The following is a 13,569-nucleotide window of genomic DNA, read 5'->3' on the forward strand; positions in this document are numbered from 1 at the left end:
ATCACTTCGCTCCACCGAGGTCGTGGATGAGCTCCGCCTCTTCCTCGGCGGAGAGCGAGGTCTGCACGACGGTGCCCTGATACGGCGCGAGGGCGGCGGCGAACTTGTCCTCGGTGATCTTCGTCGCGTACACCACGACGGCGGACTTGCCGGCGGACACCGTGCTCTTCACCCGGTCGCGGAACTCCGCGTCGATCCCCGTCTTGTCCAGGCCGGCGAACAGCGCACCGAAGAGCCCGCCGAAGAGGAGCCCCGCCACCGGGACGAAGAACAGCAGGCCGATGAGCATGCCGAACAGCGCGCCTCCGACCGCTCCGACACCGACGTTGCCCGCGGCCCCCGGATACTCGACCTTGGTCTTGCCGTTCTGATCGACCTTCACGAGCGCGAGGCCCGCAAGCTCGACGACCAGGTCGTTCTGCAGCGCCTGGATCTGTTCGTAGGCGCCTTCGGCCTGCGTCTCGGAATCGTAGGAGATGACGATCAGTTCAGCCATGAGCTCTTCCCTTCTCTGAGCCGGGGCGCGATGCCCCGACCGCCGGATGCGGGAGCCGTCAGCCCCCTCGAGCCAGGCTAGGCACGGGCGTGCCCGGAAGTGGCGGGAAGAGCGGGAAATCACCCGGGGGAGCTTGGCGCTCCCGCGAGGGGGAAGCACGGTGACGGCGCAGAGGCGCGTACGCAGAAAGGCCGCTCCGAAGAGCGGCCTTTCTGCGTCATGTGTGTGCCCCCGACAGGAGTCGAACCTGCGACCTACGGTACCGGAAACCGGCGCTCTATCCACTGAGCTACGGAGGCGTACCGATCGACAATATCACTCGTCGGGGGTGGTCTCCGACCCGCCCGCCTCTGTGACCGGGGCGGCGCGCAGTTCGTCGAGCGCTGCCGCGACCTTCTCGGCGAGGTAACGGTGGCCTTCGGTCGAGGGATGGCGGCGTCCCGGGTCGACGTCGATCACATCCAGGTAGTTCTCCGGCGTGATCCAGTTCTGGGCGATGGGAGAGATGTACCACCATCCGCGTGCGGCGGCGAGCTCCGAGAGGTCGACGTCGATGCGGGCCGTGCCTGCTCCGACTGGCAGGACGTGTGGAGCGGGGCCCAGGACGACGATCGCGCTCTCCGGGTATTTCGCGGCGAGAGCATCCCACGCGGCCGTCACGGCTTCGCGGTAGCCGGCAGCACCCTGCTCGCGGTCGTTGATCGATCCCTGGATGAGCACGAGGTCGGGAGCCAGGGCGGGGTCGAGCGCCGCGATGCGCTCTCCGAAGGTCGGACCGTCGATTCCCGGTTTCAGATACCCGCTGCCGCGGACGCCGTCCACGATCGTCTCGCCGTCGAGCAGATCGGCCAGCACGTAGGCGTAGCCGAGCGTGGGTTCGTCGGCCGCGGACCCGTACGTCCAGGAGTCGCCGAACACGAGCACTCTGGGGTGTTCGGGAAGCACCAGCGGGGCCGGGGCGATCACGGATGCGACGCCGTTCCCGCCCTCGACACCGACGCCGACCGGGGCCGACGACGGCGGGGATGCCCACGGCCGCCACACCCCGAGAACGCCCGCGGCGGCGGCGAGCACGAGCGCGATGCCGACGCCTGCGGTGCGCAGTCGGCGGCGGGAGACGGAGGCGGGCATGGCATGAGAGTAGATCACCGCGGGCCGAATGCGAATTCTGTCGCTCATCGCGCCGTCGGGAAGCGCCCCGGCGCCCCGTAAACTGGGGAGGCTATGAACCCCGAAACCCTCGCCGCCGCCCTTCTCGCCGTCCTCGCTCCGATCGCCGAGGAGCGACGCCCCGGCGAGCCGCTGGAGCTCAGCGCAGCCGACATCGTGCTCGAGCGCCCGCGCAACCGCGACCACGGGGACTGGGCGTCGAACATCGCGATGCGCCTTGCCAAGCCCTTCGGGACGAACCCGCGCGAGCTCGCGCAGCAGATCGCCGCAGGTCTCGCGGATGTCGACGGCATCGCGAGCGCCGAGGTCGCCGGCCCCGGGTTCATCAACATCCGCCTCGACGCGGCGGCCGCCGGTGCGCTCGCGCAGGTGATCGTCGATGCCGGCTCCGCCTACGGCACGAACTCGTCGCAGGCGGGCGTCAGCGTCAACGTCGAATTCGTCTCGGCGAATCCGACCGGTCCTCTCCACATCGCGCACACGCGGTGGGCCGCGCTCGGCGACTCCATCGTGCGTCTGCTCCTCGCCAGCGGCGCCCACGCCGTGCGTGAGTACTACATCAACGACGCGGGTGCGCAGATGGAGCGGTTCGCGCTGTCCGTGCTCGCCGCAGCGAAGGGGGAGCCGACCCCCGAGGGCGGCTATCCGGGGGAGTACATCGCCACCCTCGCCGGCCGCGTGCGTGAAGCGCGCCCCGACCTGCTCGACCTCGCAGCGGATGAGCAGCTGGTCGTGGCACGCGAACTCGCCTACCAGTTCCAGCTCGCCGAGATCCGCGCCTCGCTGGACCGCTTCAACGTGCCGTTCGACGTGTGGTTCTCGGAGCGCACGCTGCACGCGAAGGACGCATCGGGCTCGAGTCTGATCGATCAGGCCGTCGACCGCCTGCGCGAGCAGGGCCACGTGTTCGACCAGGACGGTGCCGTCTGGGTGCGCACCACCGACTTCGGGGACGACAAGGACCGCGTCATCCGCCGCTCGAACGGCGAGTACACCTACTTCGCCGCCGATGCCGCGTACTACCTGAACAAGGGCGACCGCGGTTTCCAGAACAAGATCTACCTGCTCGGCGCCGACCACCACGGTTACGTCCACCGCCTGAAGGCCATCGCCGGCGCTGCGGGAGATGACCCGGAGAAGAACGTCCAGGTGCTGATCGGCCAGATGGTGTCGATCAACGGCGCGCGCCTGAGCAAGCGCGCAGGCAACATCATCGAGATGGACGACCTGCTCGACTGGCTCGGTACGGACGCGCTCCGCTACTCGCTGGAGCGCTCGCCCGCCGACTCCCCGCTCGACCTCGACCCCGAGCTGCTGCAGAAGCGCACCAACGACAACCCGGTGTTCTACGTGCAGTACGCGCACGCGCGCACCTACAACGTGGCGCGGAACGCGGCCGACTCGGGCGTTGACCGCTCGGAGTTCGCCCCCGAGACGCTCACGCACGAGACCGAGGCGGCCCTGCTCGGTGCCCTGCAGGAGTTCCCGCGGATCGTGGCCTTCGCTGCAGAGGTCCGCGAACCGCACCGGGTCGCGCGCTATCTGGAGGAGCTGGCGGGTCTGTATCACCGCTGGTACGACAACTGCCGCGTGATCCCGCTGAGCGACGACCCGATCGAGAGCGTGCACCGCACCCGCCTGTGGCTCAACGACGCCGCGGGGCAGGTCTTCCGCAACGGCCTCGATCTGCTCGGAGTCTCCGCACCGGAGCGCATGTAGTGCAGGTGTGCGGGTTCGCCCGTGAGGCAGGATGGCAGGCATGAGCGACGACAACCACACCCTGCCGTACCCGGACGCCGCGGCGGAGCATCCGACGCTCGTCATCCCCGGTTCCGCCGCCGCAGGCGAGCAGCCGACGCGGCGGCGCCGTCGCCGCTGGCCCTGGGTCGTGCTGATCGTCGTCGTCGTGCTCGCCCTGCTCGTGGTCGCAGCGGAGCTCGTCGCGCGTGCGGTGCTTCCGGGCGTCGTCCGCTCCGTCGTGATCGAGAAGCTCGATCTGCCCGCAGACCAGCAGCTCGACGTCGAGACCGAGGGCATCCTGCTTCCCCAGCTCCTCTCCGGCACGCTCGACACGCTGCACCTGTCGACGGACTCCGTCACGCTGGAGGGGATCACGGGGGCGGCAGACGTCACGGCCACGAGCGTGCCGCTGCGCGGTGGTGACCTCGGCGGGGCATCCGGAACGGTCACCGTCGATCAGACGCAGTTCACCTCCCTGCTCGCCGGGAGCGACCTCCCCGTCGAGACGGTGGAGTTCGCCGCACCGAACGCGACCGTCGGCGGTTCGATCAGCCTGCTCGGGGCGGCCGTCCCGCTCTCCCTGACCGTCACGCCGAGCGCGGTGGACGGCGACATCGAGCTCACGCCCGTCTCCGCCAGCATCGGGGGGCTGGACATCGACCTGGACCAGCTCGGCTCGAACCTCGGGTCGCTCGGGGAGGGGCTCACACAGCCGCAGCGGGTGTGCATCGCGGACCGGCTGCCGGCCGGACTCACTCTCTCCGGGCTCGAGATCGTGGACGACACGGCCGTGATCGACCTGGACGTGGACGGGGCGATCGTCTCCGACGAGTCACTGCAGGCGAAGGGCGTCTGCCCGAACTGACCGGTGCGGCTAGCGCACCGACGGTCGCGGATCGACCGAGCCGTCGATGTGACCGGCGAGCCAGTCCGGCCGCTGGAGCGGGATGCCGTGCCCGCAGCCGTCGACGGCGATGATCGTGCTGGCGTCGCGTTCGGCGCGCAGGGCTGCGGCTGAGCGGTGCAGCAGGCCTCGCTCGGCGGCGCCGACGACGAGCGTGACGGGGCCCGGGAAGTGCGCCCACCCGTCGGGAGGCGTGAAACGCAGGTTCGCCGACACCGCGGCGATCAGGGTCTGCCGGGAGATCGCGGCCGATGTGTGCAGGTACTCGTCGAGAAGCGGCTCGGGGATGAACAGCTGTCGTGCCTGCGCGCGCGCGAAGCGCTCGTTGCGCGCCAGGCCGGCGGTGGCGGACAGCAGTGCGAGGGTCAGGCGGGTGCCCCGCATCCGGACGGCCTGGGCGCTGACGGCCGTCACCCGCGCCACCAGGTCGGGGCGCTCCGCCGCGAGCAGCACGGCCAGCTGCGCACCGAGGGAGAAGCCGACGACCGTTGCGGGCTCTCGCTCCCGTTCGAGGATGCGGATGAGCTCCCGCACCGTCTCCGCGTGCGACACGTAGGGCTCGTCGGCGCTGCGACCGTGCCCGGGGAGATCGGGGACGAGGATGCGGTGGTCGCCGCGCAGGTGTGCGCGCACCGGATCCCACATCCAGCCGGCGACGCCGCCGCCGTGCAGGAGCAGCAGCGGGCGCAGACCGCTCGGTGCGGGGATGTCGAGATGCATCGGCTCACTCCTTCTCGAGGGAAGCGGCCATCCGGCCGATCGCATCGATCGCGGACTCCAGCTGAGCCGCATCCAGCGGCCCGAGCAGTCGTGCTGCGGACAGGAGGCCGATCGTCGCGCTGGACAGCGCGAGGGCGAGTGCGTCCGCGGTCACGTCCTCGACGATCCGGCCCTGCGCCTGCAGATGCCGCACCCAGGCGATGACGGCGGTGTGACGCTCACGGTATCTGTCGTCCGTCGTATCCAGGGCGTGCACGCCGAGCACGCCCCGGTCGTCGAGGAAGGCCGCGGACATCAGCGGGTCGTCCAGCAGCGCGCGCGCCGAAGACCGGTAGGCCGCGCTGAGGGAGGGATGATCACCCAACTCTCTGCGGACGCGGTCCGCCATGCGCGCGTTGCCGCGCTGCAGGAGCGCATCGAGGATCGCGTGCTTGCTCGCGAACTCCAGGTACACGGCGCCCTTGCCCACCCCGGCCTCCGCGGCGATCGCCGCCACGTTCACCGCATCGAACCCTCGGGCGAGCACCAGCCCCTCCGCCGCATCGAGGAGGCGTTCGCGGCGGTCGGGGATCCGCGGCCTAGGCACGGCCGGCTCGCCCGAGGTGATCGAGCATGGCGGCGAGGACCACGTCTTCGCGATCGCGTTGCACCCAGTGCCCCGCACCGGCGGCGATGACCAGCTGTGCGCCGGGGAGCAGCCGCGCGGCGGTCTCGATCCGCGCGAGTGGCACGCCGGTGTCTCTGTCGCCGTGCAGGAAGAGCGTGGGAGTGCGGATCGACGGCAGTCGCTCGGTGTACACGGTCCGCAGCCGGTTCCAGCGCACCTGCTCTCGCTGCCACTCGCCGAACACCTCGAGGCCGGTGCCCTCCGACGCTTCGGCGAGCACCGCGGCCACGAGCTCGGGAGTGCGCGCGTCCGGATCGCGCACGAGGTCGCGCAGTCCGCGCTCCATCAGGCGGGGGTCGCGGGCGTATCGGCGGGTCATCGCGGAAAGGGCGCCGGTGTGCAGCAGGACGTAGGTCGCGAAGTGGACGGCAGCGCCTCGGATCCCCTCGGCGAGGCGGGGCATCAGCCCGTAGCAGCCCAGGAGCATGGCGGCACGGGCCCTGCCGGGGCGGTCGAGCAGATGCCCGAGCGTCATGCCGCCGCCGAGGGAGAGGCCGCCGACGGCGTAGGTCTCGAGGTCGAGCGCGTCGACGAGCTCGCCGACATAGCGGACGAGGCCTTCCTGTGTGAGAGGCCGGGCGGCACGCGGACTGCGACCGAAGCCCGGGTGGTCGGGGGCGATGACGCGGTGGCCGGCGTCCGCGAGCCGAGGGCCGATGCCGCCCCAGGAGAGTTCGGCGCTGTCGGCTCCGCCTCCATGCAACAGCACGACCGGAACGCCCGTCTCCTGTCGGGGGACCCATTCCACGACCGAGACGGTGGCGCAGGGGAGCACCTGTTCCGAGCGACGTGCGGTCATGGACTCCTCCTCGTTGTGACCAACCTAGCAGCATGGGTCACAACGGGGGAGCCGGGGCGTCAGTCGGCGTCGTCGCCGGACGCAGCGCGCTGCGCCGCACGCAGCTCGGCCGTCGCGATGCGGACGTCCACCTCCGCGCGCTGCAGGCGGCGCTGGACGAAGGTCGAAGCGCCGAACCGCTCGTGCAGCCGGTCCTTGCGCTCCTCCTCGGCGGTCACGATGTACGCGCACGCGACGAGGATCACCTGCGATGACAGGTTGAGCCAGATCAGCAGGGCCAGCAGCGAGGCGAAAGAGGCAAGCAGAGGGTTGCTCGTCGCGCCGCCGACGAAGAGCCCGGAGAGCTCCTGCAGCACGATCAGACCGAAGGCGCCGAGCAGAGCTCCGGCCCACAGCGATCGTGCCGCGGGCCGCACACCGGACAGCAGCAGGAAGATCGCGATGATGAGACCGGCGTCGAGCGCGAACACCACGAGCAGGGAGAGCAGCCGGACCGTCCAGGCGACGGCAGCGGAGTCGGCGGGGAGTCCCAGCAGGTCGGCGATCCAGGAGACGCCGAGCTGGCCGGCGAACGTCACCGCGGCCGCCAGCACGAAGGAGACGCCGATGCCGATGCCGAGGGCGAGGTTGCGGAGGATCACCCAGATCCAGAGGATGTCGTCCTGCACGGTCCCGGCCACCACGCGCACGGCGGTGCGGAGCGACCCGATGGCTCCGAGCGCCGCGCCGATGAGGGCGACCAGCGACACGATCCCGGCGATCGAGAACGAGGCGGGCGTGCGCAGGTCGGAGGCGTCGATCACGCCGTCCTTGCCGATCAGCCCTGGCACCGCAGCCTGCACCGCGTCGATGATCGCGCGCCAGGCGTCGGGGTTCCCCGCGAGCCAGAGTGCCGCGATCGAGAAGCCGAGCAGCACGCCGGCGAACACGCTGAACAGCGCCCGGTAGGTGACGCTGTCGGCGAGCATCGGTCCGCGTCGCTCGCTGTAGAGCAGCGCCGCCCGCACCGGCCGCCTGGCCAGCGCCCAGGCGATGACGGGCGCGCTGACGCGTTCGATGAGTCCGGGCTTCTTCGCCGTGTCCGTGCGCGACCCGCTGTCTCGTGTATCCGTGTCCACCACGCCTCCACCCTACGAGGGCGTCGGCGGCCCTCCGCAAGGGGTTGACGCGGGCCGTCACCGTGAGCAGGAGCTTCCGGCCGTTGCCCTAGAATCGGGGGCAACCTCGATGCGCGCGCTCCGCCCGAGATCCGTCCCACGATTGGTGCTCAGTGCTTCTCCCTGCCGATTCGCTTGCTCCGGAATGGCTCGTCGTCCCCGACGACGCGAACGACCTCGCGACCGGCGTGTGGCCGGCGTCCGCAGTCCGCGACGGTGACGGCGCTCTCGCGATCGCCGGGGTGAGCGCTCCGGAACTCGTGCGCACGTACGGCACGCCGCTGCTGGTCATGGACGAGGACGAGGTGCGCGGTCGGGCCCGGCGGTTCCGTGTCGCCTTCGATCGAGCGGCCGCCGACAACGGCACGACGGCTCAGGTCTACTACGCGGGCAAGGCTTTCCTGTGCACGACGGTCGCGCGCTGGGTGATCGACGAGGGGCTGCGCATCGACGTCTGCACCGGGGGAGAGCTGGCCGTCGCCCTCGCGGCCGGGGTCGCCCCGCGCTCGCTCGGATTCCACGGCAACAACAAGTCGGTGGCGGAGCTCGAACGCGCCGTCGAGGTCGGCGTCGGCACGATCGTCGTCGACAGCGCGATCGAGATCGAACGGCTCGCGGCGATCACCGCGCGCACCGGCGCGACCCAGCGGGTGATGGTCCGCGTGATCAGCGGCGTCCACGCCGAGACGCACGACTTCCTCGCCACGGCCCACGAAGACCAGAAGTTCGGGTTCCCTCTTCCGGAGGCTGAGGCTGCCGTGGCCCGTATCCGCGAGATCGAGGGTCTTGACTTCGCCGGGCTGCATTGCCACATCGGCTCGCAGATCTTCGGTGTCGCCGGCTTCCGCGAATCCGCGTCGCGCGTGCTCGACCTGCACGCGGCGCTGCTCGAGGACGGTCCGGTTCCCCAGCTCAACCTGGGCGGCGGCTTCGGCATCGCCTACACTCGCGTCGACGACCCGACCCCGATCGAGGAACTCGCCGGAGCCATCGTCTCCGCCGTCGCCGACGACTGCGCGGCGCGCGGCATCCCCGTTCCGGCGCTGTCGTTCGAGCCCGGCCGTGCCATCGTCGGCACCGCCGGGGTCACGCTCTACGAAGTCGGCACCACCAAGGACGTCACGGTCGCGTCCGGAGCCGTGCGCCGGTACGTGAGCGTCGACGGCGGTATGAGCGACAACGCCAGGCCGGCGCTGTACGGCGCGCAGTACTCGGCCCGCCTCGCCTCGCGCGTCGGCACGGGGGAGCCCCGCCTGAGCCGCGTGGTGGGCAAGCACTGCGAGTCGGGCGACATCGTGGTCGACCACGAGTACCTGCCGGACGACCTCGTTCCCGGCGACCTGCTGGCGGTCCCGGCGACCGGCGCCTACTGCGCCCCGCTGTCGAGCAACTACAACCACGTGCCGCGCCCGCCCATCGTCGCCGTGCGCGACGGGCGCGCGACGGTGATCGTCCGCGGCGAGACCATGGACGACGTGCTGGCCCGCGATGCGGGCATCGAAGGGGCGGACGCCCCCGAGGGAGAACAATGACCCACCTCCGAAGGAGCAACCATGACTGACTACCGACGACTTCGCGTGGCGCTGCTGGGCGCAGGAGCGGTCGGCTCGCAGGTCGCGGCGCTCCTGCTGCGCCACGGCGACGAGCTCGCAGACCGTGCGGGCGCCGAACTCGAACTCGCCGGGATCGCCGTGCGCGACGTGGACGCCCCGCGCGACGTCGATCTGCCCAGGGAGCTGTTCACCACGGACGCCGAGTCGCTCCTGCTGGGGGCGGACATCGTGATCGAGCTGATCGGCGGCATCGAGCCGGCGCGGTCGAACATCCTGCAGGCGATCGGCGCGGGCGCCGACGTCGTCACGGCGAACAAGGCGCTGCTCGCGACCCACGGTCCTGAGCTGTTCGAAGCCGCCGACCGCGTCGGCGCCTCCGTCTACTACGAGGCCGCCGCCGCGGGAGCGATCCCCATCATCCGCCCGCTGCGCGATTCGCTCGCCGGCGACCGTGTCGTGCGGATCATGGGCATCGTCAACGGCACCACCAACTACATCCTCGACCGCATGGAGACGGAGGGCGCCGACTTCGCCGACGTGCTGGCCGACGCGCAGCGCCTCGGCTACGCGGAAGCCGACCCCACCGCCGACATCGAGGGCTACGACGCGGCGCAGAAGGCGGCCATCCTCGCCAGCCTCGCCTTCCACACCGCCGTGCCGCTGGACGCCGTGTACCGGGAAGGCATCACGTCGATCACCGCCGCCATGATCGAGGAGGCCCGTGCCGCCGGGTTCGTGATCAAGCTGCTCGCCGTGTGCGAGCGCATCGAGGCGAACGGCGCGGAGTCGATCTCCGTGCGCGTGTACCCGGCGCTCGTTCCGACCTCGCACCCGCTCGCGTCCGTGCACGGCGCCAACAACGCGGTGTTCGTCGAGGCGGAGGCGGCCGGATCCCTGATGTTCTACGGCGCGGGTGCCGGAGGCGTGCAGACCGCGTCCGCTGTCCTCGGCGACGTGGTCTCCGCAGCTCGCCGCCACATCGCCGGAGGAGTCGGCGTGGGCGAGTCGACCCGCGCGAACCTTCCGGTCGTCCCGATCGGCCACGTCACGACGCGGTACCAGATCACCCTCGAGGTCTCCGATGCGCCCGGTGTCCTGGCCACGGTCGCCGGGATCCTCAGCGACGGCGGAGTGTCGGTGGCGACCGTGGTGCAGACCGTCGAGGGCGAGGACGAGCCCACCGCTCGTCTCATCATCGGCACGCACCGCGCGACCGAGCAGGCGCTCAGCGCCACCGTCGAAGCCCTCGCCGACAGCGCCGTCGTCGCGCGCGTGGTCTCGGTGCTGCGGGTGGAAGGCGAGTGACGATGACCGCACCCCTCGCCCCTGTCGAGGGTGCCGCAAAAGGCCGCACCGTCGAGGTGCGGGTGCCCGCGACGAGCGCGAACCTCGGCCCGGGGTTCGACACGCTGGGACTCGCGCTGAGCGTCTACGACACGCTCCAGGTCACGGCGCTGCCGGAAGGCGAGCTCGAGATCGAGGTCAGCGGTTCCGGCGCGGACGACATCCCGCGCGACGAGTCGAACCTGATCGTCCGGACGATCGCGCACGTCTTCGCGGACGCCGGGCGACCCGTCCCCGGGCTGCGCATCGTCGCCGAGAACGCCGTCCCGCACGGGCGCGGACTCGGGTCTTCCGGAGCCGCCGTCGCCGCCGGGGTGCTCGCGGCGAAGGGGCTGCTCGAGGGCGACGTGGAGATCGGAGACGCGGACCTGCTCCGCCTCGCCACCGAACTCGAAGGCCACCCCGACAACGTCGCCCCGGCGCTGTTCGGGGGACTCACGATCGCCTGGATGTCGGAGCGCGGACCGCAGCACAAGAAGCTCCTCGTGCACCGCGGCGTCTCGCCTCTCGTGCTCGTGCCCGCGTACACGATGTCCACCTCGCAGGCCCGCTCGCTGCAGCCGCCGCAGGTGTCGACCGCGGACGCCGTGTTCAACGTCTCGCGCTCCGCCCTCCTGATCGCCGCCCTGATGCAGAGTCCCGAGCTGCTGCTGGACGCGACGGCCGACCGCCTCCACCAGGACTACCGCGCAGGGGCGATGCCCGAGACGCAGCGCCTGGTGCAGGCGCTGCGTGCCGCGGGCTTCGCCGCCGTCGTCTCCGGCGCCGGCCCCAGCGTCCTCGTGCTTGCGGATGGGCCCGGGAGCCGTCTGGAGGCCGTGGAACTGGCTGCCGAGGTCACCGACACCCCGTGGGAGGCGCTCCTGCTCGCCGTCGACGTCCGTGGTGGTACAGTGGGGACTCGAGCGGAGGGCTCCACGTAACGTCGTGAATCTGGCCCCATTGCAACTCTTGCAAGACCCGCACGCAAACCCTTGAGGCACAAGTGCCGAGGCTGGCTGGCGCCGAGCGTCAGCCCGTGCGATCGTGCGCAGCACCCGTTGTGCGCGTTCAACGCTCATTCCCCATGACATATAAGGGAGTACTCGTGGAGAACCTCTCCGAGACCCAGAACGACCAGTCGGCTCCTGCCGCCGAAGCCCCGGCGGCAGCGGAGACCGCCCCGCCGCGCAAGCGGGCACCCCGCCGCGCGAGCACCGCGACCGCGGCCGCGAAGGCGGAGAAGGCGGAGGCCGCCAAGGCGGAGAAGGCCGACAGCGCCAAGGCGGAGACGGCCGAGAAGCCCGAGAAGCCGGCGCCGAAGAACGACAGCGCGGCCGCCGAGGCCGCTTCCGGCAGCGGCGAAGCGGCAGAGGCCGCACCGAAGGCGAAGGCCCCGCGTCGCAGCCGTGCGAAGAAGGCGGATGCCGACGCTCCCGCCGAGCCGGCAGCGGAGGCCCCTGCCGAGGCCCCCGCCGAGGCCCCCGCCGAGGCAGCGGCCGAGTCGGCTCCCAAGACCAGCGGCCGCGGCCGTCGTGGTGCGCAGAAGAGCGCGCCGGAGGCGGAGAGCTCGGCTTCTGAGCCCGCCGCAGAGCAGGCCGCTCCCGCCGCCTCGGCCGAGGCGTCGAACAACGGCGACAGCGCAGCAGACTCCGGCGACGGCGGCGAAGAGCAGGGTGGCCGTGGCCGCAACCGCAGCCGCAGCCGCAACCGTGGGCGCGGCCAGAACGGCGCCGCCCAGGAGCCGCAGGCCCAGGCGTCGTCCGACGACGACCAGGCGGGCGGCAACGGCCGCAACCGCCAGCGCAACAAGCGCCGCAACGGTGCTCCGGCCGATGAGTTCGACACCGAGATCGGCGAGGACGACGTCCTGATCCCGATCGCCGGCATCCTCGACGTGCTCGACAACTACGCCTTCGTGCGGACGACCGGCTACCTCGCCGGCCCGAGCGACGTGTACGTCTCCCTCGGCCAGGTCAAGAAGTACAACCTCCGCAAGGGCGACGCGGTGGTCGGCTCCATCAAGCAGCCGCGCGAGGGCGAGCAGCAGGGACGCCAGAAGTACAACGCGCTGGTCAAGGTCGACTCGATCAACGGTCTGTCCGTCGACGACGCCGCCACCCGCGTGGAGTTCGGCAAGCTCACCCCGCTCTACCCGCAGGAGCGTCTGCGCCTGGAGACCGCGCCGGAGAAGCTGACCCAGCGCATCATCGACCTCGTCGCCCCGATCGGCAAGGGCCAGCGCGGCCTCATCGTCGCGCCCCCGAAGGCGGGCAAAACGATCGTCCTGCAGCAGATCGCCAACGCGATCGCGCAGAACAACCCCGAGGTCCACCTCATGGTCGTGCTCGTCGACGAGCGCCCCGAAGAGGTCACCGACATGGAGCGCACGGTCAAGGGCGAGGTCATCGCCTCGACCTTCGACCGCCCCGCGGAGGACCACACCACGGTCGCGGAGCTCGCGATCGAGCGCGCCAAGCGTCTCGTGGAGCTCGGTCGCGACGTGGTCGTGCTGCTCGACTCGATCACCCGCCTCGGCCGCGCGTACAACCTGGCCGCCCCGGCATCCGGTCGCGTGCTCACCGGCGGCGTCGACGCGTCGGCGCTGTACCCGCCGAAGCGCTTCTTCGGTGCCGCCCGCAACATCGAGAACGGCGGATCGCTCACGATCCTCGCCACGGCTCTCGTCGAGACCGGCTCCAAGATGGACGAGGTCATCTTCGAGGAGTTCAAGGGCACCGGCAACAGCGAACTGCGTCTGTCGCGTCAGCTGGCCGACAAGCGCATCTTCCCTGCCGTCGACGTGAACGCGTCCAGCACCCGCCGCGAGGAGATGCTGCTCTCCGCCGACGAGGTCAAGATCACCTGGAAGCTGCGTCGCGCCCTCGCGGGCCTGGACCAGCAGCAGGCGCTGGAGGTGGTTCTCGGCAAGCTCAAGGAGACCCACTCGAACGTCGAGTTCCTCGTGCAGATGCAGAAGTCGATCCCGACGCTTCCCTCGGGCGCGCACGGGCACGACAACAACATCCGCTGATCGGCT

The 13,569-nt window shown here is 71.0% G+C and carries 12 protein-coding genes and 1 tRNA gene; 6 read left to right on the top strand and 7 right to left on the bottom strand.

Going from position 1 to position 13,569, the window contains the following annotated elements:
* Position 1: 1 nt before the first annotated feature.
* The 3 genes from CSX12_RS06965 to CSX12_RS06975 all read right to left on the bottom strand — a co-directional run bounded on the left by CSX12_RS06965 (position 2) and on the right by CSX12_RS06975 (position 1,627).
* Positions 2 to 496: a DUF1269 domain-containing protein gene (locus CSX12_RS06965; RefSeq protein ID WP_017203158.1), complete on the bottom strand. Its 495-nt coding sequence runs from the start codon at positions 494 to 496 to the stop codon at positions 2 to 4.
* Between the two features lie 226 nt (positions 497 to 722).
* Positions 723 to 795 (bottom strand) — tRNA-Arg (locus CSX12_RS06970).
* Positions 796 to 811: 16 nt separating this feature from the next.
* Entirely contained in the window at positions 812 to 1,627 is an 816-nt protein-coding gene (locus CSX12_RS06975; protein ID WP_225855799.1) for an SGNH/GDSL hydrolase family protein, read from the bottom strand.
* 93 nt (positions 1,628 to 1,720) lie between these two features.
* On the opposite strand from CSX12_RS06975, the gene argS reads away from it, so the two are divergent.
* Both argS and CSX12_RS06985 read left to right on the top strand, forming a co-directional pair.
* Positions 1,721 to 3,385: an arginine--tRNA ligase gene (argS, locus tag CSX12_RS06980; RefSeq protein ID WP_124895321.1), complete on the top strand. Its 1,665-nt coding sequence runs from the start codon at positions 1,721 to 1,723 to the stop codon at positions 3,383 to 3,385.
* A gap of 40 nt (positions 3,386 to 3,425) precedes the next feature.
* Entirely contained in the window at positions 3,426 to 4,271 is an 846-nt protein-coding gene (locus tag CSX12_RS06985) for an LmeA family phospholipid-binding protein (protein WP_124895322.1), read from the top strand.
* Positions 4,272 to 4,280: 9 nt separating this feature from the next.
* Here CSX12_RS06985 and CSX12_RS06990 read toward each other — a convergent pair whose 3' ends face one another.
* Genes CSX12_RS06990 through CSX12_RS07005 form a run of 4 tightly spaced genes read right to left on the bottom strand, consistent with a single transcriptional unit; the run spans position 4,281 to position 7,614 of the window.
* Positions 4,281 to 5,030: an alpha/beta fold hydrolase gene (locus tag CSX12_RS06990; protein ID WP_124895323.1), complete on the bottom strand. Its 750-nt coding sequence runs from the start codon at positions 5,028 to 5,030 to the stop codon at positions 4,281 to 4,283.
* A gap of 4 nt (positions 5,031 to 5,034) precedes the next feature.
* Positions 5,035 to 5,616, bottom strand: coding sequence for a TetR/AcrR family transcriptional regulator (locus tag CSX12_RS06995; RefSeq protein ID WP_124895324.1), 582 nt, complete (start codon positions 5,614 to 5,616; stop codon positions 5,035 to 5,037).
* Positions 5,609 to 6,496, bottom strand: coding sequence for an alpha/beta hydrolase (locus CSX12_RS07000; RefSeq protein WP_124895325.1), 888 nt, complete (start codon positions 6,494 to 6,496; stop codon positions 5,609 to 5,611). Before CSX12_RS07000 ends, CSX12_RS06995 begins: the two co-directional genes overlap by 8 nt.
* A gap of 59 nt (positions 6,497 to 6,555) precedes the next feature.
* On the bottom strand, positions 6,556 to 7,614 hold the full coding sequence (locus tag CSX12_RS07005) for a YihY/virulence factor BrkB family protein (RefSeq protein ID WP_192576770.1): 1,059 nt from the start codon (positions 7,612 to 7,614) through the stop codon (positions 6,556 to 6,558).
* Positions 7,615 to 7,766: 152 nt separating this feature from the next.
* Here CSX12_RS07005 and lysA point away from each other — a divergent pair, with 152 nt between their 5' ends.
* The 4 genes from lysA to rho all read left to right on the top strand — a co-directional run bounded on the left by lysA (position 7,767) and on the right by rho (position 13,563).
* A complete protein-coding gene (gene lysA / locus CSX12_RS07010; RefSeq protein ID WP_124895326.1) occupies positions 7,767 to 9,185 on the top strand; it encodes a diaminopimelate decarboxylase in 1,419 nt (472 codons plus the stop codon).
* A gap of 21 nt (positions 9,186 to 9,206) precedes the next feature.
* A complete protein-coding gene (locus CSX12_RS07015) occupies positions 9,207 to 10,511 on the top strand; it encodes a homoserine dehydrogenase (RefSeq protein ID WP_017203147.1) in 1,305 nt (434 codons plus the stop codon).
* 2 nt (positions 10,512 to 10,513) lie between these two features.
* Positions 10,514 to 11,473 carry a homoserine kinase gene (thrB, locus tag CSX12_RS07020; protein WP_124895327.1) on the top strand — a complete coding sequence of 320 codons (960 nt, stop codon included), beginning with the start codon at positions 10,514 to 10,516 and terminating at the stop codon, positions 11,471 to 11,473.
* 164 nt (positions 11,474 to 11,637) lie between these two features.
* Positions 11,638 to 13,563 (top strand): transcription termination factor Rho, encoded by a 1,926-nt coding sequence (gene rho, locus CSX12_RS07025; protein ID WP_124895328.1) that lies wholly within the window; start codon positions 11,638 to 11,640, stop codon positions 13,561 to 13,563.
* Positions 13,564 to 13,569 lie beyond the last annotated feature (6 nt).

The sequence above is a fragment of the Microbacterium sp. Y-01 genome (genome assembly GCF_003856715.1).
Classification (GTDB): Bacteria; Actinomycetota; Actinomycetes; order Actinomycetales; family Microbacteriaceae; genus Microbacterium; species Microbacterium algeriense.